General features: G+C 32.8%; 17 protein-coding genes. 13 read left to right on the top strand and 4 right to left on the bottom strand.

Annotated features, from left to right (window positions below; genetic code table 11):
- Window positions 1-10 precede the first annotated feature (10 nt).
- The 10 genes from IIF7_RS16920 to IIF7_RS16875 are packed head-to-tail and all read left to right on the top strand — an operon-like array spanning window position 11 to window position 11080.
- Window positions 11-1252: a glycosyltransferase family 4 protein gene (locus IIF7_RS16920; RefSeq protein ID WP_084842870.1), complete on the top strand. Its 1242-nt coding sequence runs from the start codon at window positions 11-13 to the stop codon at window positions 1250-1252.
- 4 nt (window positions 1253-1256) lie between these two features.
- Window positions 1257-2573, top strand: coding sequence for a hypothetical protein (locus IIF7_RS16915; protein ID WP_084842869.1), 1317 nt, complete (start codon window positions 1257-1259; stop codon window positions 2571-2573).
- A 6-nt stretch (window positions 2574-2579) separates the two neighbouring features.
- Window positions 2580-3782: a glycosyltransferase gene (locus IIF7_RS16910; protein WP_084842868.1), complete on the top strand. Its 1203-nt coding sequence runs from the start codon at window positions 2580-2582 to the stop codon at window positions 3780-3782.
- Window positions 3745-4941 carry a glycosyltransferase gene (locus tag IIF7_RS16905; RefSeq protein ID WP_084842867.1) on the top strand — a complete coding sequence of 399 codons (1197 nt, stop codon included), beginning with the start codon at window positions 3745-3747 and terminating at the stop codon, window positions 4939-4941. The genes IIF7_RS16910 and IIF7_RS16905 overlap by 38 nt, the downstream gene beginning before the upstream one ends.
- On the top strand, window positions 4910-5491 hold the full coding sequence (locus IIF7_RS16900; RefSeq protein ID WP_084842866.1) for an LbetaH domain-containing protein: 582 nt from the start codon (window positions 4910-4912) through the stop codon (window positions 5489-5491). Before IIF7_RS16905 ends, IIF7_RS16900 begins: the two co-directional genes overlap by 32 nt.
- Before the next feature lie 35 nt (window positions 5492-5526).
- Entirely contained in the window at window positions 5527-6489 is a 963-nt protein-coding gene (locus IIF7_RS16895; protein WP_084842865.1) for a UDP-glucuronic acid decarboxylase family protein, read from the top strand.
- Window positions 6490-6501: 12 nt separating this feature from the next.
- Window positions 6502-7281, top strand: a complete 780-nt coding sequence (locus IIF7_RS16890; protein WP_084842864.1) for a glycosyltransferase family 2 protein — start codon at window positions 6502-6504, stop codon at window positions 7279-7281.
- 40 nt (window positions 7282-7321) lie between these two features.
- Window positions 7322-8089 carry a polysaccharide biosynthesis/export family protein gene (locus IIF7_RS16885; protein WP_139801350.1) on the top strand — a complete coding sequence of 256 codons (768 nt, stop codon included), beginning with the start codon at window positions 7322-7324 and terminating at the stop codon, window positions 8087-8089.
- Window positions 8090-8100: 11 nt separating this feature from the next.
- Window positions 8101-10467 (top strand): GumC family protein, encoded by a 2367-nt coding sequence (locus tag IIF7_RS16880; RefSeq protein ID WP_084842863.1) that lies wholly within the window; start codon window positions 8101-8103, stop codon window positions 10465-10467.
- Window positions 10376-11080, top strand: coding sequence for a hypothetical protein (locus tag IIF7_RS16875; protein ID WP_139801349.1), 705 nt, complete (start codon window positions 10376-10378; stop codon window positions 11078-11080). The genes IIF7_RS16880 and IIF7_RS16875 overlap by 92 nt, the downstream gene beginning before the upstream one ends.
- An 86-nt stretch (window positions 11081-11166) precedes the next feature.
- On the opposite strand, the gene IIF7_RS16870 is transcribed toward IIF7_RS16875, so the two are convergent.
- From IIF7_RS16870 to IIF7_RS16860, 3 genes are all read right to left on the bottom strand, one after another.
- The gene (locus tag IIF7_RS16870; RefSeq protein WP_084842861.1) at window positions 11167-12645 is read right to left on the bottom strand and encodes a S41 family peptidase; all 1479 of its coding nucleotides are present in this window, start codon (window positions 12643-12645) and stop codon (window positions 11167-11169) included.
- A 175-nt stretch (window positions 12646-12820) separates the two neighbouring features.
- Window positions 12821-13504: a fibronectin type III domain-containing protein gene (locus IIF7_RS16865; RefSeq protein WP_084842860.1), complete on the bottom strand. Its 684-nt coding sequence runs from the start codon at window positions 13502-13504 to the stop codon at window positions 12821-12823.
- Window positions 13501-18534 carry an ELWxxDGT repeat protein gene (locus IIF7_RS16860; protein WP_084842859.1) on the bottom strand — a complete coding sequence of 1678 codons (5034 nt, stop codon included), beginning with the start codon at window positions 18532-18534 and terminating at the stop codon, window positions 13501-13503. The genes IIF7_RS16865 and IIF7_RS16860 overlap by 4 nt, the downstream gene beginning before the upstream one ends.
- Before the next feature lie 364 nt (window positions 18535-18898).
- On the opposite strand from IIF7_RS16860, the gene IIF7_RS16855 reads away from it, so the two are divergent.
- Window positions 18899-20140 carry a DUF5018 domain-containing protein gene (locus IIF7_RS16855; RefSeq protein ID WP_084842858.1) on the top strand — a complete coding sequence of 414 codons (1242 nt, stop codon included), beginning with the start codon at window positions 18899-18901 and terminating at the stop codon, window positions 20138-20140.
- Window positions 20141-20154: 14 nt separating this feature from the next.
- Complete coding sequence (locus IIF7_RS16850; protein WP_084842857.1) at window positions 20155-22449, top strand: leucine-rich repeat protein; 2295 nt, start codon at window positions 20155-20157, stop codon at window positions 22447-22449.
- Window positions 22450-23141: 692 nt separating this feature from the next.
- On the opposite strand, the gene IIF7_RS16840 is transcribed toward IIF7_RS16850, so the two are convergent.
- The gene (locus IIF7_RS16840) at window positions 23142-23483 is read right to left on the bottom strand and encodes a putative DNA binding domain-containing protein (protein WP_084842855.1); all 342 of its coding nucleotides are present in this window, start codon (window positions 23481-23483) and stop codon (window positions 23142-23144) included.
- Between the two features lie 520 nt (window positions 23484-24003).
- Between IIF7_RS16840 and IIF7_RS16835 the strand changes: the two genes are divergently transcribed.
- Window positions 24004-24330, top strand: a complete 327-nt coding sequence (locus IIF7_RS16835; RefSeq protein WP_225573949.1) for a DUF6660 family protein — start codon at window positions 24004-24006, stop codon at window positions 24328-24330.
- Window positions 24331-24450 lie beyond the last annotated feature (120 nt).

The raw sequence follows: 24450 nt of genomic DNA, 5'->3' as shown, positions 1-24450 counted from the left end.
TAATAAATAGATGAAAATAATTGTTTCTCATCCCAATAGTAACCAATTTAATAGATGGGCTTTAGATGGATTAATGAATAAAGATATGTTGCATGAATTTAATACATCTGTAGCATCCTTTCCGGGTACATTTCTGGATAAACTATCTAATGTTAAATCTTTTTCTGAAATAAAAAGACGAAGTTTTGTTTCAAGACTTCAACCTTTTACAAAATGTTCACCTTGGTTAGAAACTGGAAGAATTGTTTCTAATAAGTTCGGTTTTCAGTCGCTTACAAAACATGAAACTGGAATCTTTTCAGTAGATTCAGTCTATAAGGACATAGACACGAAAACAAAATCTCGCCTTAAGCATGCAAAATTTACTGGTGCAAAAGGTGTTTATGCTTATGAGGATGGAGCTCTAAATACTTTTCGTGAGGCCAAGAAGCTTGGGATGACCTGCTTCTATGATTTGCCAATTGGATATTGGAAACACGCAAGAAAACTATTAAAAGAAGAATACAGGAGATCACCAGAATGGGTGTCTACATTAACCGGTCTTCAAGACTCTTCAGCTAAACTTCTTAAGAAGGATGAGGAATTAAAATTAGCTGATAAGATTTTTGTAGCAAGTACATTTACGAAAAATAGTTTAAAAGATTTTGATCACATTTTAAATAATGTGGAAGTTATACCTTATGGTTTTCCTATACCAACTACTGGTAGGAAATATTCTAGTCTTAAAAACCGAAAAAAGATAAAACTTCTTTTTGTAGGAAGGTTAGAACAGCGAAAAGGAATTGGTGATGTCGTGAAGGTGGCAGATGCTTTAAAAGACTTTGTAAGTTTAACAATAGTAGGTCAAAAACCAACGAATGATTGTGAAGCACTAAATTTAGCTCTAACTAGGCATGTTTGGACACCTAGTATGCCTCATTCCAAAATATTAGAGTTGATGAAAGACCATGATGTGCTTCTATTTCCATCTTTATTTGAAGGTTTCGGGATGGTGATTACTGAAGCAATGTCTCAGGGAACACCAGTGATTACTACAGAAAGAACTGCCGGTCCAGATTTGATAACCCATGGAGAGAATGGCTGGTTAATGAAAGCTGGTTCTACAATTAGTCTTAAAAATTGTGTTGAAGAAATCATTGAAAACCGAGACTTAATAAGTCAGGTAGGTAAAAATGCTTTGGAATCTGCATTTGATCGTCCTTGGAAGAAATATGGCGATGAATTAGCAGAGGCTATGCGAAAACATTTTTAAAAATATGAGTGATGTAGCTATCAATATCAAGGGCACCAAAGAAATTATATACTCAGATAATTTAATATTAAAAAAAGGCATATGGCTTTATTTCTTTTTGTTGTTGTTTGAAGGAGCTTTACGAAAATGGGTTTTACCTTCTCTTTCTGCTCCACTGCTTATTGTACGAGATCCTATCGCTATCTGGTTGATATATACAGCTTGGAAACGAGATTTGATACCATATTCATCTTTCTTAATATCAATGGTTTTTACGGCGATGTTATCGTTAGTCACAACATTTTTAGCGGGACATGGTAATTTATTTGTTGCTATATATGGGGCTAGGATTTTAGTTTTACACTTTCCACTTATTTTTATAATTGGTAATGTTTTCTCAAGGAAAGATGTGGTTAAAATAGGCAAAGTAATGCTTTATTTTTCAGTTCCTATGACAGTTCTAATCGCGTTACAGTTTTACAGTCCGCAATCGGCTTGGGTTAATCGAGGTGTAGGTGGAGATATAAACGGGGCCGGGTTTAGTGGCGCGATGGGATATTTTAGACCCCCTGGGACTTTTTCGTTTACCACGGGAAATACTATGTTTTATGCCTTATTAGGAGCGTATGTTTTTTATTTTTTTCTAGAAAGAAAACGCGTAAATACCTGGATTTTAATTTTGTCTGCGATATCCTTATTTATTGCGATACCCCTATCAATAAGTAGAACATTGTTATTTCAGGTAATAATCGCATTTCTGTTTGCCTGTATAGCAGGTGTAGTAAATAGAAAGTTTTCTGGTAGAATATTAACATCTGTGATTCTTTTAATAGTCGCTCTTGCTATTGTTTCTACTACTGAAGTTTTTCAAAAAAGTACTGAAGTTTTTACTACCCGTATAGAATCTGCAAGCAAATTTGAGGGAGGTATTGAAGGTACTTTATTAGACCGTTATTTAGGAGGACTTTTAGGGGCTTTAAACCATTCCACTTCACAAAATCTTCCATTTTTTGGGCATGGAATGGGATTAGGAACCAATGCCGGTAGTATGATTTTGACTGGCGGTGTGTCTTTCTTAATAGCGGAAGAAGAATGGGGGCGTTTAGTGGGGGAAATGGGAATCCTTTTTGGTCTAGCAGTTATATTTATACGGCTAGGTTTATGTTTTTCTTTGGCTTTTAAAAGTTATAATGAACTAGTAAAAGGTTCTCCTCTAGCATGGATGCTTCTTAGTATAGGTCTTCTTATTATTCCACAGGGACAATGGGCTCAGCCTACTGCGCTTGGTTTTGGCGTTTTAGTAGGTGGTTTGATCATGGCATCTTTAAACACATCAAAATAAATAAAAATGAAAATCATTTTTTATACGCACCCAAGCTTTTTGGGGCATAAAAGTATGCCTAGATTTACCAATATGCTTGCAAAAGGAATGGCTATAAGAGGGCATGAAGTTGAAGTATGGTCTCCATCAGGAATTTTTGCAAAGTTATCTAAATCAAGCTCATTGATTAAATATTTAGGTTATATAGATCAATTGTTGATCTTTCCTTTTCAGGCCAAATTGAAACTTAAAAGAAAAGATGAAGCACTACATGTTTTAACAGATCATGCTTTAGGTCCTTGGATGAGTTTTATAAAGAAAAGAAAACACGTTGTTCATTGTCACGATTTTATAGCTCAAAAAGCTGCAGTAAATAAAATTGAAGATTTAAAAATTGGTAGTCTTGGAAGGTATTATCAAAATTTAATAAAGAAGGGGTACTCCAAGGCTCATAATTTTATTTCAGTTTCAGAGACAACGAGAAAAGATTTACATCTGTTTAAACCAGAAACACTTAAAAATTCTCAAGTTGTTTATAATGGTTTAAATCAAAATTTTAAACCTAGTGAGTCAATTGCCTTCTTAAGAAGGCAATTAGAGCAAAAATTAAATATTTCTCTTTCTAATGGGTTTCTTTTCCATATAGGAAATAATGAGTGGTATAAAAATAGAACCGGCGTAATTAATTTATACGTTTATTGGAGAAATAGTAATAAGCATTCTAAACCATTAATAATGGTTGGTCCTAAGCCCACAAAGGACTTAATAGCTTTAAAAGAGGCATCCGGTTTTTCTAAAGACATTTTATTTCTGGATAATATAGCTGACGATTTGGTTAAGGACTTATATTCGGCAGCTACATTACTTATCTTTCCTTCGTATACTGAAGGCTTTGGTTGGCCAATAGCTGAAGCAATGGCTTCGGGTTGCCCAGTTATAACAACAGCAGAAGCTCCAATGACGGAAGTTGGAGGCAAAGCAGCGTTTTACATTCCAAAAAGGCCATATAAACAAAGTGAACAGAATGAATGGCTTAAAGTTGGAGCGAAGGAAATTGAAAAAGTGGTTTCCTTAAGTTTAGAAGAAAGGAAAAAGGTGATTTCTTTAGGGGTACATAATTCCAAACGTTTTGATTCTAAGCAAGCTCTGGACTCTATAGAAAATATTTATAAATCGTGTTATTCCAAAAATTATGAAAATCCTTCATGTAGTAGATCGAATGGATCCTAAAGCTGGTGGCGTTTGTCAAGCTATAAGGACGATAGTAGATTCGTTATCACAGCTGGAAGTAACAAGTGAAGTCGTTTCTATAGATTCTGAAGCCAGCAACTTTAAAGATCCTTTCAAAATATATGCTTTAGGTCCTGCTAATAATCCATGGCAATTTAGTAAAAAACTGTTGCCGTGGTTAATCCGCAATTTAGGGAATTACGACTCAGTAATAATCCACGGTATGTGGCAGTATTATGGTTTTGCGACGTATAAAGCACTTAAAGAACGTGATGGGGATAAACCGTTAGTTTATTTAATGCCCCATGGCATGCTAGATCCTTATTTTCAAAATGCTCCTGACAGAAAATTAAAAGCGATAAGAAATAAAATCTATTGGAATTTGATCGAGCAACATGTTATTAAAAATTGTACGGCTTTATTGTTTACGTGTAGAACGGAGATGGAGTTAGCACGAGTACCTTTCAAGCCATACAAACCAAAGCATGAAAAAATAGTTGGTTTAGGTATAAAAAGTCCTCCAAAATGTACTGAGTCGATGCTTAATTCTTTTTATAAAGCATCTGGACTAAAAATCGATGAAAACTTTATACTTTTTCTAGGCAGGATCCATAATAAAAAAGGTCTTGATATTCTAATAAAAGCATATATCGAGCTTTTACCAGTTATTAAATTGTCTAAACTGGTTATTGCTGGTCCAGGAATCGAATCAGATTTTGGAAAAGAAATAAAAAGACTGATTGAAAAAAATCCTCAATTACAGTCCTATTTTGTTTTTACAGGAATGCTTGTTGGAGATTCTAAATGGGGAGCTTTTTATGCCTGCGAAACATTTATTCTTCCTAGTCATCAGGAAAATTTTGGAATAGCAACAGTTGAAGCTTTGGCTTGCGGTAAGCCAGTTCTTATTTCTAATCAGGTAAATATCTTTCATGAAATTCAGGATTACGATGCGGGATTGATTGGAGCAGATAATATCGCAGGAACCAAAAAATTACTTCAAAGTTGGATGTCACTATCTATCGAAGAAAAAAGAACAAAGGGTGCCAATGCGATGAAGTGTTACAAAGAGAAGTTTACAGAACACACCGTAGCAAAAAAAATTATAGAATTAAAGAATTTGAATTATGAAAATCGCTTCCTCGAATACAAATTTTAATTCTAGAGTTAGGTTAGAAGGCTTTAATCCTTCTAAAGGTTTAAGTAGAGGAGCTTCAAAATTTAAAGAAATTAGTTGGTACATCATTAAGGTGGTTTTCTTTCTATCTGCAATCCCATATCCAACAAATTTTAAAATCTTTTTACTTCGGCTTTTTGGGGCGGAAGTAGGTAAGAATATAACCTTAAAACCCAGGGTAAATATTCATTTTCCATGGAAGCTCAAGATTGGAAACAATGTATGGATAGGAGAAGAAAGTTTTCTATTAAATTTTGAGGAGTTGACTATAGGTAATAATGTTTGCGTTTCTCAGAGGGTATTTCTATGTGGTGGTAATCACAATTTTAAGGACCCCACTATGCCTTATAGAAATGGCCCCATTAGCCTAAGGGATGGATGTTGGGTAGGAGCTTGTTGTTTTATAGGGCCGGGTGTTTGTGTTGGAGAGGATACTGTGCTCACAGTAGGTTCAATTGTAACTTCTTCTGTAGGACCAAATTTAGTTTATAGAAAAGGTAATTCAGATTTAATGAGAGTAAGATGGATATAAATAATAAATAAAATGTTTAATAAAAATTTAATAAGATGAAAAGAATACTAGTTACAGGTGGTGCAGGTTTTATTGGCTCACACCTTTGCGCAAGATTACTGAATGAAGGTAATGAAGTAATTTGCTTAGATAATTATTTTACAGGGAATAAACAAAATATCGTTGATTTGATGCATCATCCCTATTTTGAGCTAGTTCGCCATGATGTAACAGAACCTTTTATGGCAGAAGTAGATGAGATTTATAATTTAGCTTGTCCCGCTTCACCTGTTCACTACCAGTACAATCCAATTAAAACGATGAAGACTTCTGTGATGGGAGCTATAAATACTTTAGGCCTGGCAAAAAGAGTAAGAGCTAAAATTCTTCAAGCGAGTACTAGTGAGGTTTATGGTGATCCTTACGTTCACCCACAACCAGAATCATATTGGGGAAATGTAAACACCATTGGGCCAAGATCCTGTTATGATGAAGGTAAGCGCTGTGCTGAAACATTATTTATGGATTATTTCAATCAACATAATATAGATATAAAAATCGTTCGAATTTTTAATACTTATGGTCCTAATATGAACCCTAATGATGGTAGGGTAGTGTCTAATTTTATTGTTCAAGCTTTAAAAGGTGAAGAAATAACAATTTTTGGAAGTGGAAACCAGACTAGGTCATTCCAATACGTAGATAATTTAGTAGATGGCATGGTCAGAATGATGGGAACTCAAAGAGGTTTTACCGGTCCGGTTAACATAGGTAACCCCAATGAATTTACTATGTTAGAGTTAGCCCAGACAATTTTAGATATTACTGGTTCCTCATCAAAACTAAGTTTTAAGGCTTTGCCTAAAGATGATCCACAACAAAGAAGACCAGATATTGCTATTGCTAAAAAATGTTTGGATGGTTGGGAACCAAATATTCAACTAAGAGAAGGGCTTACAAAGACTATTCAGTACTTCGAAGAGGTTCTAATGCAAGAACCACAAATTGTTCAAGCTTAAAAGAATCAAATTATGAAAGTTTCAATTATAACAGTGGTATATAACAACGAAGATACCATAGCAGAGTGTATAGAGTCTGTCTTTAGCCAGACATATCATGATATCGAATATATTATTATCGACGGTAATTCTACCGATGGAACAAAGGAAAAAATAAAACCATATTTGGACAAAATAGATTGTTTTATTTCTGAACCTGATTCTGGAATTTTCGATGCCTATAATAAGGGAATTAAATGGGCTACTGGAGATGTGGTGGGAATTTTGAATTCTGATGATTTCTTCCATTCAGAGAGAACTATAGAGAAGATTGTTAAAGCCTTTGATGTTTCTGGTAGTGATTTGGTTTATGGTAAAGGTGTTTTTGTGAGTAAGGATAATCCAAATTTAATTAAGAGAATTTATCCTTCTAATCCGTTTAAAAACAGTCATTTGTTTTTTGGATGGATACCTTTACATCCAACAATCTATGTAAAAAGAAAGGTTTACGAAGAGTATGGCTTGTACAATAAAAATTATTCTATAGCTGGGGATTATGATATTTCTTTGAGATGGTTTAAGAATAAGCATATTGAGAAGTTTTACCTGAAAGATTGGGTCGTTAAAATGAGATTAGGAGGGAAAAGTACAACCTTAGCATTGCAGAAAAAGAAATCTTCAGAAGATATGAAAATTATTAAATATCATAAGCTAGCGGGTTATTTAACCTTGATGTTCAAAATAGGTAGGAAAATACCACATCATTTAATTCCAAGAATGGTAGACTCTAAGAGTTTATATAGGTGGTTTTAATAATAAGATGTAAATATATAATTAACCTTTAATAAATAATATGAAACTAGCAGCAAATTCATTTATTTTATTGGTAACAGTTATGCTTTTATTTTCGTCATGTGTTTCGCGTAGAAAGATTGCGTATTTACAGGGAGATGAAGGTGAGCAAAATCTGAACCTTATAAATAATAATCTAAAAATTCAACCAGATGACGTATTAACCATCAGGGTATCTACAGAAGAACCTGATGCGGCAATACCTTTTAATTTAACTAAAACTGTAGGGCAATCAGGAATGCCTGGAAATATTGAACTAGAGACTTACTTAGTGTCCAATACAGGAACAATTAAATTTCCAGTTATTGGTGAAACTGAAGTTACCGGTTTAACTAATATTCAATTAGCTGAAAAAATAAAATCAGAAATTAGTGAGTACGTTAAGGACGCAATTGTTAATGTACGTATTCTAAATTTTAGAATAAGCGTTTTAGGAGAGGTTAAAAGCCCAGGAACCTTCTTTATTGAAGACGATCATATCACGCTACCGCAGGCATTGGGGCTCGCGGGGGATATGACGATTTATGGTAAACGAAAAAATATTTTGATTGCCCGCCAGGTTGAGGGTAAACAAGTTCGAAAGTACGTTGATTTGAGAGATGCAGATATTGCTTCATCACCCTATTATCATCTACAACAAAACGATATTGTTTATGTAGAGCCAGTAGGAGCAAGGAGGCAATCAGCAAGCTTCCTTGGAACAGCTTCCAGCTATTTATCTTTGGCATCTGTTATTATCTCTACCGTAGTCCTGATAACAAATAATTAAAATGGTTAATTATGAGTAATAAATCTAAAAATAACCAAAAAAAGGTTGGTCAAGAGCTTAAAAAATATACCAAGTATTGGTACTGGTTTATCATAACTGTATCTATTACTGTAAGTGCAGCATATTTTTACTTAAAATATGCCACTCCTGTATTCAAGGCTACGGCCAGTATAATTATTAAGAATGATGGGACCAAAGGTAATTCTGATGCCGCATATGGTTTTAGTGATGCTTCGATGTTTGGATTAAGATCTGAAAAAATAGAGAGCGAAATATCAATATTGAATTCCAGGCAATTAATGAAGGAGGTGGTAAAAGCACTTAATTTGCATATTACCTACTCTATAGATGGTAGATTTAGAAATATAGAATTGTATGATGATAAACCATTTACAGTTAAACTTCTAGCATACGATGCGCAAAAGCTTAAAAAGTTTTCTTCCAATTTTGTAGTAACCTATTTAGGGGAAGATGAATTTTTAGTGATGGATAGACAAAATTTTAAAGAGTATAGGGTAAGTGTTAATGAGGCATTAGATATTGGATTTTCGAAAATATTATTAACCAATCCTAAGTCAGATGGTAAAAACCTGCCAGTGAATGTTGACTTTCATTCTATCGAATCTATGGCAGCCAATTATGGAAATAAAGTTTCCTTAATTCAAGGTGAAAATAGTTCGAATGTAATTCGATTTGAACTTACAGATCCGGTGCCTAATAGAGCAAAAAATGTATTGGATCAACTTATTCTAGAATATAATAAAGATGCCATAGAAGATAAAAATTTGATTGCTGAAAATACAGCTAATTTCATTAACGAGAGGCTGACAATAATTAATAGCGAATTAGATTCTGTTGAAACAGGTAAAGTAGAATTTAAGAAAGAAAATCGTCTTACTGATTTATCATCGGAGTCTGAAATATTTGTTCAGAATGCCAGTGAGTATAGTAAACGAAAACAAGAATTAGGCACACAATTAGAGCTCGTTAATACTATACTTCAGTTTTTGTCTAGTACCGATAGTGATGATCTTATCCCGGCTAATTTGGGTATAGAGGCAGCAGGTGTTAATCAACAGATTTCAGAATATAATAATTATATTTTAGAGCGTAATAGATTACTTAATAGCTCTACGGAAAAGAATCCAATGGTTAAGCGAATTAATGATAATTTGGGACAGGTAAAATACAATATCTATCAGTCATTAAAACAATCTAGATCAAGTTTACAGATTTCACTTAATGAACTTAGAAGACAGTCTTATAACGTTAATTCAAAAATTTCAGAGATACCACTTCAGGAAAAAGAAAATAGAGGTATAGAAAGACAGCAAAAAATTAAAGAATCTTTATATCTATATCTCCTGCAAAAGCGAGAGGAGAATACTTTAGCTCTTGCAGTAACTGAACCAAAAGCTAAAATAGTTGATGAAGCTTACAGCAATGGAATTCCAGTAGCACCAAATCCAAGGAGTATTTTTTTAGGAGCTTTTTTGTTAGGGCTGTTAGTTCCTTTTTCTTTAATATTTGGTTTTCAGGCTTTAGATAATAAGGTTCGAAGCAAAATTGATCTCCAAGAGTTTCTATCGAAAGAAATACCTCTAGTTGCAGAAATCCCTTCTTTAGGAAGGATGAAAAAAAACTTTTTAATACAACAAAAGGATAGATCTGTATTAGCAGAGTCTTTTAGAATTTTAATGACGAACCTTCAAGTTCATCTAAAGAAAAGATTTGTTGATAAGAATTCAAAGGTCATCATGCTTACATCCGCTTCTAAAGGAGAAGGTAAAACATTTACAACTATGAATCTTGGTATTACCATGGCAAACAGTAATAAAAGAGTTTTGCTGATTGGAGCAGATCTTAGAAATCCGCAAATGCAGCGATATATAGAAAAGCCAGAAAATTATATTGGATTGAGTGAATATTTATCAGAGGAAGCGCAAATTGATGGTATTGTTAGACGATCGAATATTCATGCTAATCTTGACATGATTTATTCGGGTAGTATACCCTATAATCCTAGTGAATTACTTAGGTGTGATAGGTTAGAGTATTTGTTTAATGAAATGAAATCGAGGTATGACTATATATTAGTTGATACCGCTCCATCAATGTTGGTAGCAGATACAGCGATTATTAGTGAATTTGCAGATCTTACTTTATATCTAGTGAAGGCAGGAAGTACCAAAAAAGAAAGCCTGGATTTTATACAGGATGCAAATGGGACTACTTTAAAAAATATATGTTGTATTTTAAATTGTGTTCAATTTTCAAACCTGCGTTATGGCAATAAATACGGCTATGGCTATGGGGAGAAACGAAAAAAATATTCTAGAGAAATTAAAACAAGCACTGCTAACACCGTTACTTCATAATTATATCATGAAAATTAAATATTTATTCATGTTAGGATTTTTATCAGTATTTCAAATAATGCAGGGGCAGGAAGAGGATGAAGATAAAAGAAATTATGATTTTCATTTGCTTGTGGGCTCATCCATAACTGACACCTACTTTTCTTTTACTAACGACACTGAATCGAATACAGAGCCTGGAGTAGGAATTTCAGTTGGTATTGGAACAGCCCTAAATCTTTCTAAAAGACTTTACCTAACATTAGATTATATATTGAGATTGAGGCGTAGCAAGGATATATATTTTGATAATAATTTCAATTTATACTACTTAAGTTTTCCAGGAGCATTAAATATCAGAGTGAATAAAATTTTAGATATCGCTTTTGGTCCACAAGTTGAAATAATATTATTTACAAATGGAGATGATCGGAAAGATGGAGAAATGTTTTCACATTCTTTGGAACATAGAAATTTAGGGGTTCATGTAGGTCCAATTATTCACCTTTCAGAAAAATCTAGTATAGCTTTAAAATACTTTACAGGATTAAATAATATTGGGATAAACTACGAAGGCCTATACAGAGAATTCAGAATAAAAAGTTTCGGACTTAGATACAGTTATATATTCTAGAAAATTTTGCTGCTAGCTACGATAGCCCCTAAGGTTTATATTTTATAAACTAAAGGGGCTTTTTTAATTGCTAAGCTGAAATAAACCTACTCCTTAATCATCGGAGTTTTGTTAATATACATTCTTTGATAGGTAGGCTTAAACATACTACTCTCACCAATTTTTTCAAACTGAAATTTATCCTGAACCATCATTCTAGACTGTATTTGAGTTCTGCCTAAAATTTCATCAATAGCTCTGGCTAATAAAGGTTCTTCCATATCACCAAGAACACCAAGATTATTTAAATCTTCAGTAATTGTTATATCTGGTGTGAGGCCATCCACAAAATCTGTATAACCATCTACATTTGCCATTTTTAAGACAAGAGGTTGCATAGCATAAGTGTGATCCTCATTTCTGTTTTCTTCATCAAAAGTTGGGCTGTCGTATAAGGTTAAAGATGCCTGAAATTTACCTGTTGTAGTTTCACCAATATGTACAACGTTAATATATGGTGTAAGCCCATTAATGATTAGCTCACTTGCAGACGCCGTAGCCTGAGTAGTTAAAATATAAACTTCGTTAAGATTTAGGCTATTTATAGCTTGCCCATCACTTAATTCTGAATCAAATTCGTTTATAAGAAAATCTGGAGCAAAAGTCTCATAATATTCCTGGTAATCTTCATTCCATTCTTCAGTAGCAAAAACTTCTCCTTCAAATTGGCCGGTAATCATACTTGCCAAATCTGTAGCAGTATTAACAGAACCACCGCCGTTATATCTAAGGTCTAAAACCAGATCTGTTACACCTTCACTGCTAAATTCTCCAAATGCAGCATTTAATTCTTCATCAAAATTAGCAATAAAGCTGTTATACATTAAATAACCAATTTTTCTACCTTCCAGCTCAAAAACTTCCGTAATAAAAACAGGGTTCATGGTATAATAGCCGTCTGTTAGATCTGCCGTTTCATCGGTTAAATAAATAGTGTTGTCCTCTACATAACCAATATTAATGGTGAAGGAATTGCGGGTTAATAACTCGTTATAGTTTGATAATGTAAGTTGTTCACCATCTACTTCAGTAAATACAGTTCCTCGGGTTAAACCAGCTTCATCAGCAGAAGTTTCTGGTAAAACATACTGGATGTACCCAAATAAATTATTGCTGCCACTTAGTAAACCTAAACCAAATTCGATACCTGTAGCGCCACTTATTCCATCAAATTGATTTTCGAGCTGCTCGTAATCATCTACCAGATAACTAAATTCATCCTGATTAGAAAGTAGGGAATTAAAAAGGCTCTCAGGAGAACTAAAATCATCTAGAAATTCGGTTTGTGCATCATCGTTTGCAAAATAATCATCTGCAAGTTCAGGTACATCAGATTTATAAAGGTAAACATCATTAAGTCCGCGATAGATGAAGTTTTTAACTTCTAATTCTATACGCTCTTCTTCTGTAGGTTCGGTTTCCTGCTCGGGTTCTGGATCAATTTCTGTGATATCACTATCTTCAGAACAAGCATTAAAGCTAAATATACTTGCTAAAAATAATAGTAGTAAAAGATTCTTTTTCATTTATTTCAGTTTTTCTAATTCATAAATCATCACCATGTCTTATAATATACGGCAATATAAACGGTGTGGATTAGCTTAACGTAAAATTTAACGTTAAAATTATTTGGAGGTCTAAAACAATAGGTAAATAAAAAAACTCCCGAAATTCTAAAGAATCTCGGGAGTTTTTTGTGATTTATTTTGTGAAGAAAACCCATATATCTCCAATACTTTTTGAAGTAGCATCTTTGCTATTAACTTGCCAATAATATCTAGTGTTAGATTCAAGAGAGACTTCGAATTCGGTTGAATCCAAATTTTCAGCTATTAATGGAGGATTTTCTGATATACCGAAATATAAGTCAAATTTTAGATCATCATTATCCAGATCTGTTGCTTCCCATTTCAAAGTAAAACTAGAAGAAGTAAGCTCTTCATTATTTAGAGGAGAAATTCTTTCTGCCTTAAATGGGATATAATTACTCATTGCTTCGCCTTCTACATAGAATGCGAAGACTTTAGAAAAATCACTCTCATTATCATTTTCGTCTATAGAGTTGACTCTCCAATAATATGCTGTTCCTTCTGAAAGTGTAACTGCTAAGTTATTATTCTCAGTGTTCATCGATTCGATGATGTTAGTAAATGAACGGTTCTCAGAGATTTCGATTCGATATGAAACTTCATCCAGATCGGGATCGTCTACATTAGACCATTCGAATTGTATTTCGCTATCTACACAAAGGGAGTTATCTGCTGGGTAAACTAATTGCGGCGCATTTGGCGGTTTATTTTCCGCTGGGATTTCACTTTCACTGCTGTCACTAGGTGAGCAAGAAAAGAGGCATAATATAAACACGAGCGTTATTATATTTCTCATTTCTTTATAATTTTAATGGTTTCATTTGTGTTATTGCCTAATTTTAAAAAATATATTCCAGCTGATAGATCATTAATGTTTAGTCGTAAAATATTGTTTTCGGGCTTAATATTTTTTTCGCTTATCAAGTTTCCATTAAGTGAGTAAATTTCAATAGGAATTATATTCATATTAGAAAAAGTAGTTTTTTCCAGAGATACATTTATTGGACCATAAGTTGGATTAGGATAAACAATGGTATGTAGATAAGAATTAATTCTCTCCCCAAATGAAATTGAGCATTCTCCGGAAGCAGATACTTCCAGGAAATCTCCTGGTTTTGAATTTATAATGACTTCATTTTTATTGGTGTGAGCAACTTTAGTTCCATTTAAAAAAACAGAATATGGTTTTATTCCTCCAGACATATTTATTACAGTCATGTTATCAAGAGAATGATAAGAAGAGGTACTTACCTCGAATGCCTCTGGTTCTGAGATTTGGAACTCATAGCATTCTTGCCTATTGTTTAATTGCATAGTTAAGCAGAGAGAGTAATCGCCTGGCCTTAAATCTGTAATTTCAATATTCGTATCGAATTCACGAATAATCATTTGAGTATTACTTGAAATTACTGCAGTATAACGATTTGGATTATTCGTTGTGATCTCTAATTTTCCATTGTTTTTATCACGACATGTTGCATTAGTTGGTTTTAATATAGGAGCCTCAAAGTCCTGTTTTTCAATATTGATGTTCAATTCATCTATATATCTTATTTTATTGATAGTATCAGTTTCTATAACCTGAACTTTACCTTTGCCGTTTAGCCCCCAATCTATGGAAACTATATTGTTATTTGATGATACTTTCGTAGCACCTTTAGCAAACCATTGATATTTTGAATTTTCTTTTTTGGATATTTGATATGTTTTCTCTGTTGAAAACTCTTGTACTGTTTCTGGTCCAGTGATTACAGGATTGTTACGATTGGCTTCAATAACTCTTACCTTTATTGATCTGGGGTTACCTAGAGAGCAATTGTTTTGCGGAGTTACTTTGATAGTGAATAAACCAGGTGAATTCCAATCGATTTTTGCGGTATTTCCTTTGAAAAATATTTCCTGATCACCATCGATTTCCCAGTTGTAATTAATACCAGTTTGATTTGGTACAGAATAGGTTGAACTGGTACCTATAACTACATTGGTATCGCCCTGGATATAGGAAGGTTGCCCTGGGGTAATATTATTTTTATGAAACTTGAATATCTCTGCCTCGTTAGTACTTCCGTAAAGAAGTTCACCATCAGCATAAAAATTTCTTAAATCACCAGTTAGATGAAATATTTCTTTCCATGATTCTCCTGCATCTTCACTTTTATAAATAGTATTGCCACTCACAGCAAGCCAATTCTCTTCAGAGTTTGCATGTAAAAAATTAATGGTCCCTTCAATGGTCGTAAAAACTCTATTCCAGTTTTTTCCGCGATCAATGGATTTATAAAGTATCCCGTTTTGAGCACCGGCTAAAGCTATATCTTCATAGAATTCAGCGGAATATAAAAAAGAACTGGATTCGGTCTCTCCTTCGGGAGTCTCAATTTCTTTCCAAGTGGAGCCGCCATCTTCTGTTTTTATAATTCCATTAAATCCAACAGCTATTCCTTCTTTTTCATTATTGAATGACAATCCGCCAGGCCCCATTGCATCTTCATACATTACATCCCATGAGGCACCTCTATTAGTAGATTTTAAAATACCTGCCATTTCTGCGTTTCCAAGTGCAATTATTGTTTCATCATTTATAAAACGAAAAAATCGGCTTCCGTCTATAGCTCCTAATTTTTCCCAGGTTTTACCAAAATCACTACTTTTATGAAAATTATATCTACCAAGAACGTAAATAATACCTTTTCTAATTTTAGTGTAGCTCATATAGCCATCATTCGGTTTATTCATAGTTTGCCACATTGTGCCACCATCCTTTGAAATATAGGCATCTTCTTCTGTAAATAGTACTCCTATATTATTTTCAAAATTAGTAATCGGGTTTCTGGAGGCATCTGTAAATCTCGAAATGATCTCCCATTCCTTATTAGGAGCTTTTCTGGCTATCGCATTATTACTTCCATAATATTCTGAATCAACTATTAAAGCATACTCATCATTATCACTTAATGCGAATGAAAGGTTATTTATTCGGTAATCGTCAAAAACAAGATTCCACGTAACCCCTCTATCTTCTGTTTTAAATAAACCTTCTGAAGACGTTATATAACCAGTATTTTCATTAGCGAATTTAATCCTGCTTGGCTTTCTAGCGATAGACGATGAGGTTTGCTCCCAGGTAATACCACTATCTGTAGTGCTATAGACATCACCAGAATTGTTTAAAAGAAACCCATTTTCCTGATCGATAAAAAATATATCAATGAAATTTCGAGAGCTATTATCACTAGAATTAAGTTCCAAAACATTCCATGAATTACCAGAATCTATTGTTTTCAGAATCTGATTGCTATAAGTTGTTAATAAAAAACCAGTTGTTTCATTTATAAATAGTCCTTTTGTAAGATTTCTGTGATTAATTTCTTCCGAATACCAGTCTTTTCCTCCATTGTTTGTTACTAAGATTTTTCCGTTTTCACTAAACAAAAAACCTTTTTCAGCATCTATAAAAGTTATATTTCTAGGGTATGGATATTCTTTTGCAGGAAACTCTAATTCAAACCAGGATTCACCGGCGTCTTCGCTTTTTAAAATTATTTGATCACCTAAAGCATATCCATTTCTTTCATCAGGAAATTCTACTTGAAATAAACTTCTATAGTCTCCTGTATGTTTTTTTTCCCAAGTTTGTCCTGCATTATATGTTTTTAATACCAAACCTTCCGTCCCTACGGCTATAAATTCTTGCTCTTTCAAGTAGATAATATCATTTAGATCAAAATCTAAATTTTCAACCTGAATTTCGCAATTTTCAGTGGGTGATGTTAATATAGACTCCTTCTCGATATTAAGAACTACTATTTCTTCAAAAACATCCCCTGTATTTTGATTTTCTGCAGCAATCCTCAGGCTTAAAGTGGTTATTGATTTTCTATTAAATGATTCCTCTAATTTTAATTTATTTCCTTCAATTTTGAAGGCTTTGTTGTTGGCGTCGCCTTTACCAGAAACAAATTTAAAGTTATAGTTATTGTTCTCGTTTTCAAAGATATTGATTGCACTTATAATACTTCCTAAATAAGTTTTTTCTGAAAATGAATTATTGGACAATTCTATTAATCCCTGTTTGAATTGTATTTCCTTTTTTAAGCTTATTGCAGCATCTGAATTTGTTGAAACTTCACTGTTTTTAGCAAATCCTTTTAAAATGAGATTAAATTCGGGGTTTTTTGAATCAGAACTTTGGATTGATAATGTAGCATTTTGATGTCCTTTGTTCTGAGGATAATAAAACAGAGTAAAAGTCGCTGTTTCACCTTTTTCTAGGCTTTTAGGGAAAAAACCAGAAGGTTCGATCTCTAGATTTTCTTCTAGATCTTTTCCATCGAGGTAAAAATCATTTCCACTAATATTAATTTGTGAGAATGCTAAACTTTTATTCCCTTTATTCTTTAGAGTTACCTCAAAACGGGAAACACTATCTATTTTAGATATAAAGTTTTTGCTTTCGCCACTGTAAAGCGCTCTGTTGTTAAAGGCAACTTCTAATTGTCCACTAATTTCAGTTGAATATAAAACCTTGCGATTATCATATTCGTTTGGGGAATTTTCTATTTCTGCTCTAAAATATACAATATCACCGTTAGATTTAAAGTAGTATTGCTCACCAGTATTATCTCTAGTTAAACGTAAACCTGAAAATTTCTTAGTGTTCTCGGAAGTTCCATTAGAAGTCCATATATTTCTTCCGCTAGAAAAGTGGATTAGATTATTAGCAACGATAAATTCGCCATCTTTATCTATATTTATGTCATTCTGATTATAAACAGGGAATGTTCCGGCTGCCGTACCGTCAGATTCCATAAGAGCATAGGCATTTTCTCCACCTCCGTTAAAATAAAGTTTTCCATTATATTCTATAAAATTAGATATTCTCGAACCTGAATAATGCCTTTGCCAGCCATATTTTTTTACCAGCACAGTTCCTTCTGAAGTACCGTCAGTTTTCCATAAGGTATTTTCATAATTACTAGAGCCATCAGAATTTGTTTTAGAAAAGAAAACTAGCTCTTCTATCTGAGTGAAATCATAGATATCTTGGTCTCCATAAGCATCTTGATTAAATTCTTTTAAAAGAATAATATCCTCAGATTGAGTGATGCGATATAATCTTATATTTCCGCGATAACTTGTATGAGTGATAAAATAAAGTTCGTTATGGAAGCTGTTTAGTTCTGCTACAGAATAATATTCGTCAATATCCATTTTCTCTGTTTCGTTTGTAACAGAATCGTACTTGTATAATAATTGTTTGTTTGAAAAGTAGAGAAGATCGTTAGCAACGGTTAGGTTTACAAAACTGGAACTATTGTCAGCATAGACAAGTTTTGTTCCATTAGAGGTTCCATCTGTTTTATATAGCTTTTGAGAGCCATTAATGTACTCATTAGATGCTGTAAAATAAAGTTCACCTTGGTAGACTGTAAAGTTTTTTGGATTTGATCCAATACGATGGGAAGGATGTATATCTTTTACTAATACTGTTCCCTCTATAGTGCCGTCGCTTCTCCAGAGTTCATGGCCAGTAATACCATTGTTTGCAGAAAAATAGATGTGATTTTTGAAAACAAATAAATTTTCGGGATCACTACCGTAGGTGCCTTCTAGAATATCCTTTAGCATCGATGTGCCATTAGGCGTACCATCGGTTTTCCAGAGCTCTTTACCATGTATCCCATCGTCTGCTAAGAAATAATCTGTATTTCCTAGTGAAACCATTTCGTCAATAGAATTAAAAGTTCCTATGTATTGCTGGGCGATTAACTTATAACTGCATACGGCAAAAAGTAGAACCGCAAAAAGTACGTGATGCTTTTTCATATAATTTCGAGTTCCTTAGATGACACTATTTAGATTTTATTGAAAAACTAAATAAAGCGAAAATCTAGAATCAACATTTAAGTGCTAATAATGTTTGGGAATGGAATTATTTCTACGTGTTAAATATATGTAAAAAAAAAGATATAATTTCTTTCATTTTTCAAACATTTTATAACTGATTGAAAATCAATAATGACTTATTTTTTAGTTTCAAATCCGATACCTTGAATTAATGTTATTGCTTCATATTTAAAGGATTGTTTGATAAATTTAATAATTTTTGAATTCAAGATTAATAGTAATTTTTCTAGTATTTTAATCCCAAGGGTTATGTAAATATGTATATTTGGGAAATTTTAAAATTATGTTAAAAAGTAAGAGTAAAAATAGAGTTGCGTTTTATTTTTTCAGAAGTATGCTGATTTGTACGCTCATTATAATTTTTGGATGTGCGAAGGATAAAGAGCCCAAAAGTGACGAGAACAGAATATTAAGTTTTGAATTATTTGTAGATGGTCAATACTATCAGGGACAGGTTAATCATTTTTCGAAGGAAATATCAATAAACACTATAGGTCTCGAAAGAGAGTCTGATTTAGTTGCAGATATTGAAATATCAGAATTTGCATCAATAAGCCCTGATCCAGAAATGCCACAAGATTTTATGAATCCTGTAGATTATACGGTTACAGCTCAAAACGGTGAAAAATCTACTTATCGTGTAATAACTTCGAACACCAGAGCATTATCTGAAGAGAAAGAAATCCTAAGTGTGAGCATGGAATTCGAGGGTGAGACCTACGAGGCAGTAATAGACCAAGCAAATAAAATTATAGATATTACTTTACCCTTAAATGCGGGAGGAGAATTAGTGGATATAGAAATTTCTGAGGGTGCTTCACTTGCTTATAGCTACGAAGAAGGTTTTATTAATTATAGTTATCCAGCAATATTTACGGTTACTGCTGAAGATGGATCTACTGTAGATTATCAATACAATCCATTTCTAATTGGGTTTAATTCTTTAAGGGCTATATATTATAGTAATGCAATACCGCTTATTAATGGATTAAATATTAACTTAAATCTCCCTAATTCTTCTTTAGTACTTGAGAATGATAAAAATTCTTACGTGCTAGAATATTCCAATTACGAGACCTACGATCGGGAAGATCTCTTAGGTGTAGAAAATAATTTTTTAATTCACTTTCCAGAGAACATAGTTTCAGCAGATAATTATGAGCTCAAATACAAAGTAAGTGGTGAAACATTAAGTACCTATAGACGAGAGTTTGATGTAGTTTCTGGAGATGTTCCAAAGATTACCGGCGTTAATAAAGAACGTTTTGTAAGAGGTGATACATTAATTATTTATGGAGAAAACCTAGCTCCTGGAGTTTTGATTCGGGCTCATAATGGTAGGGGATATGCCTACAATGGGCATTACGTAAAACTTAACTCAGAGAAAACAGAGTTAAGAGTTCCGCTTACAAATAATTATAGCATGTTTCCTTCTTATCATGCAAAATATGAAGACGTTCCAACGCCTATATATATCTATTATCAAGCTAGAGAGGGAGATTCAACTACTGTAGATTTTTATTAATTCTGATACCAAATATGAAAAAAATACTATTCACTTTTATTTTTGCCAATATGCTTTTTGCTTGTTCGCCAGAGGATGATGCAGAAGAGGAAGAAGTAGCAACATGTGATTTACCTCAAAATATTAGTATTTCAGAGATTACCGATGGCTCTGCAGTTGTGCAATGGGATTCAGATGAAAATGAATTAAATATTGAGATAGAATATGGAGAAAATGGGTTTACTCTAGGGCAGGGAAAAAAAGAAATTATCTCTACCAATCCTTATACTATAAACGGTCTATCCACTAACAAGAGTTATGATGTATACTTAAAAACCTTATGTGAGACATTGCAAAGCGAGCGCACCGAAGTAAAAAGCTTTACCACTAATTGCACTCAATCTGTTTATGAAGGTGGACTTTATATAGGAGATCAGGAAGATATCGATCAATTTACAGTGGGGTGCTATTCAAAAATAGAAGGGAATGTTTACATAGAAAATAGAGAGATAACAGATTTATCTTTTTTAGAAACTGTAAACATAATTACTGGACACGTCACCTTAAGGTATAATGAAAATTTGGAATCTCTTCATGGTTTAGAGAATATTGAAGAGATGGGTGGAATTGAAATAGATGGTAATCCAGTATTAAGTTCGATAGATGCTTTAGAAAATTTAAAGAGTACTAAAGCCATTTTTATTCGTAATAATCAGAAGATCAGTTCCCTTAAAGTGTTTAAAAATATAAAAGATCTTTCAGATGGACTAGTTGTAGGAGAAACCCCGTTACTAACCAGTCTGGAGGGATTACATAATTTAAACCATGTTGGAAGCTATGTGGATATCTATTATAATGATGGATTAACTAATTTATCAGGTCTTTCAAGCTTGGAAACCGTCGTAGGAAGACTTAAAATTTATAGTAATCAGAATTTAACGTCATTAGAAGGCTTAGAAAATTTGGAAGAAATAGATAGAGGTATCGAATTGATAGGTAATGAAAACTTACTTACTATAGAAGCATTAGATAATCTAAAGGAAATTGAAGAAGGGTATCTTTCAATCACAGATAATAATTCCTTAAGCTCACTCTCAGGTTTGGATAATTTGCAAGAAGGCTTAATAGATATAGTTATCAGAGATAATGATAATTTAATTTCATTAAACGCCCTAAATGTAAAAAGCATTTTAGGGCTTGAAATCATGGACAATATGAGTTTAAGTTCTTTAACGGGGTTTAATGAAGTGGAAAAAATTGAAAGAGATCTAATAATTACCGGTAATGAAAACCTAATTAGGATTGAAGGATTCCCCAAAGTAGATGAAATCTACGGAAATGTAAGAATTTCTGAAAATGATAAACTAGAAAGTATATCTGGATTCCAAAATTTAAAAAGTATCGTTCGTGATATTTTTATAGGGGATAATGTACTTTTAAAAGATATAAGTGCATTAGGAAAAGTAACATATATAGGTGATAGGTTAGGAATTCAAAATAGTCCACTTTTAAATTCCATTGAAGTTTTAGAAAATTTAAGGGATATAAAAGGTATTTCGTTTTGGTCTACGGGAATTAATTCTTTAAAAGGCCTGGAAAATATTACCAGTATAGAGAAAAATATAGTTATTAATGATAATGATAACCTTACAGATTTGGAAGGTTTGAATAACTTGGAATATGTAGGGCAGGAGCTCTCTATAGGGAGTAATAAGTCACTCGTTTCGCTTAAAGGTCTCAATAGTTTAAAAACAATAGAAAGAGATCTCAGGATAGAGAGTAATATTAATCTATCATCTCTTAGTGAGGCAGAGAATCTGTCTAGAATTGGATCTATGCATATAAGTTATACGAATGCATTAATTAACCTAGATGAAAATGACCTTCCAAAACTAGAGGAGATTGAGGCTATACAAATTCAACACTGTAGTAATCTTCAATCTATCACGGGATTTAATAAAATTCAAAATATTGCAAGTAATCTTAACATAAACGATAATTCAAATTTGGAATCGATAAGTGGTTTTCAAAATTTAGAAACATTACAAAGCTTGAATGTTTTTAATAACATAAAATTTAAATCTATGGTTGGTTTCGAGAATCTGGAAAATGTCGAAAGGATATCTTTGTATGGGAATAAGATTCTCGAAAAAATAGATGGGATTAAAAAAGTAAATTCTTTAATATCTCTAACCATTAGTGGTAATACGATGCTGCGAGATTTTTGTGTAGTAACACCTTATATAAATAATATTCGATATTTTGATGTTTCAGAAAATTTATATAATCCAAGTAAGCAGGATATTATAGACGGTGATTGTAGTAATTAAAATAGTCTTATTCACTAAAACAAAAAACTCCCGAAATTCTATAGAATCCCGGGAGTTTTTTATTGTGGAGTCGGAGGGAACGACCAAATTTTTAAAATCCTTCTATTTATAAGTTGTTCCAGGGCTGCATAAAAATTGGTCACCGGATTGGTCTCGCTTTAACAAAATTTAACTTTTAACCATAGAAAATAAGAGTAATTATTTCGATTTGCTAGGGATTCTGAAAATATGGACTTATATTTATGTATAAAATTTTTAGACTAGCTATTGCTAACCGTTAATGATTCAATGAGTTATAAAACTTACTTTTATAGCTCATATTTTTGATGTCTGTTAAGCTGTAATATTTAATTTATAGCTCATGGCGTGGAACTGGCAGCTCAAAAATTGGCCTGGTTTTGAATTCAATTCGGAAGTTTTACTTCCTTTAAAAATGGTTTTTTACAAAAAGCGGGAATGTTCAGATACTCTGATATGGGTAAGGCAGCAATATATAATTTCTTATACTTTTGAATTAACTTATCCTTTAGTAAGGGCAGTAATGATTCTTGAAAAGAGGAAAACCTGAAGGCTTAATTTAGATATCAATTTAGAAAGTTGTTGCTTATTTTAAGGTGAGTGTTACTTAAGTTTTGAAATAGTCCATAAAATAAGGAAAAAACAAATTTTCTTTTGCGTTGCTTAAAGTAGGATTAATGTTTCTTAAGAGTAAAAAGAGCATTAGGAGCTCTTTGTTTTTCACTTAATCTTGTGATAATTCCTTCCTCAATAAAATAATTTAAATGGTGAGAAATGGTGTTAATATGCGTATTACAAAAATTGGCTAAGTCCTCTTTTATTGATTTTTGATTTCTAAATAAATAGCCTAAAATTTTTCTTTGGGTTTGATTAAAGGAACTCGACTTATTTTGAATTTTCAAAACTACTTTATCGTGGATTGTTTTCGAATGTTCACTTATTTTATTTCTTAGGCTTAAATATACATTTCCATTTTCCTCTTTGTATTCGGGCAAAGGCAACATAGAATTTTCCATTGAGCTATAGATCCTGGAAACTCCTTCATTTAATTGACGCGCACATAACCCATATCCTCTTCTAATATTTTTGCTATGCGAGGATTTCTTTAATTCGGCCAGGGCAGGATCAGTTCAGCATTGTCCCTATTCTCATAACCCGAAGGTCACTGGTTCGAGTCCAGTTCCCGCTACTAGCAATGACAAGGCTTTACAGAAATGTAAGGCCTTTTTTTATGGACTGGGTACAACATAGGTACAACATTTTTGGAAAGCCAAATTTGAATAGAAAATAATGTTAATTAACATTATTTGGGGATATTTCCTATCTCATTCGAAGTGTAACTTAGTAATTTGAAGGATTTGTATAATTCTCTATTTCATTAAATAGCTTATTAAAAAACAATGTTCTAATTCTTCAGTATAAGATCTTGGTAATTTTTTAATTGAAATTATTATCAAATTATGTGATAAACCTTTTGAAATCTGTTCCTATTCTTTTTGCACAATCTGTGCATTGATTTTTTTTTATCTTTGTAGTGTGAAAATTATCGCTGTCATATTATCTCTATATATATTCGGGCTTAACTTATTAGCCTGTAATGATAGTGACACTTCACAAGTGATTTCTGATTCAGAAGTAACAGTGGTTGCTACGCAGAATTTAGATATCGACTATTCACATGATAAAGTAGCAGATTTATGCCCTCCTTTTTGTAGTTGCCATTGCTGCCATGTGCATACAGTAGATTTCGGTTCTTCAAATTTCAAGGCTTTGATTATTGAAATTCCATCAAAAGCCTTTGTCCATTTTGACAGCTCAGTGGAAGAACCTATTCTTTCCTTTTTAGATCCTCCAAAAGTTTAATTCAGTTTTTTTAAAGGATAATTATATCCTTTTTTGACCAAATCCTGGTTCTCATACTAGATCCTTGGTCCTATTGATAGATTTTGTTAGGCACAAAATTATTATCAAGAATTTTAACTG

Origin of the sequence: Zunongwangia atlantica 22II14-10F7 (genome assembly GCF_002094855.1) — a bacterium.
GTDB lineage: Bacteria > Bacteroidota > Bacteroidia > Flavobacteriales > Flavobacteriaceae > Zunongwangia > Zunongwangia atlantica.
This window is presented reverse-complemented; position numbering and strand designations above follow the sequence as displayed.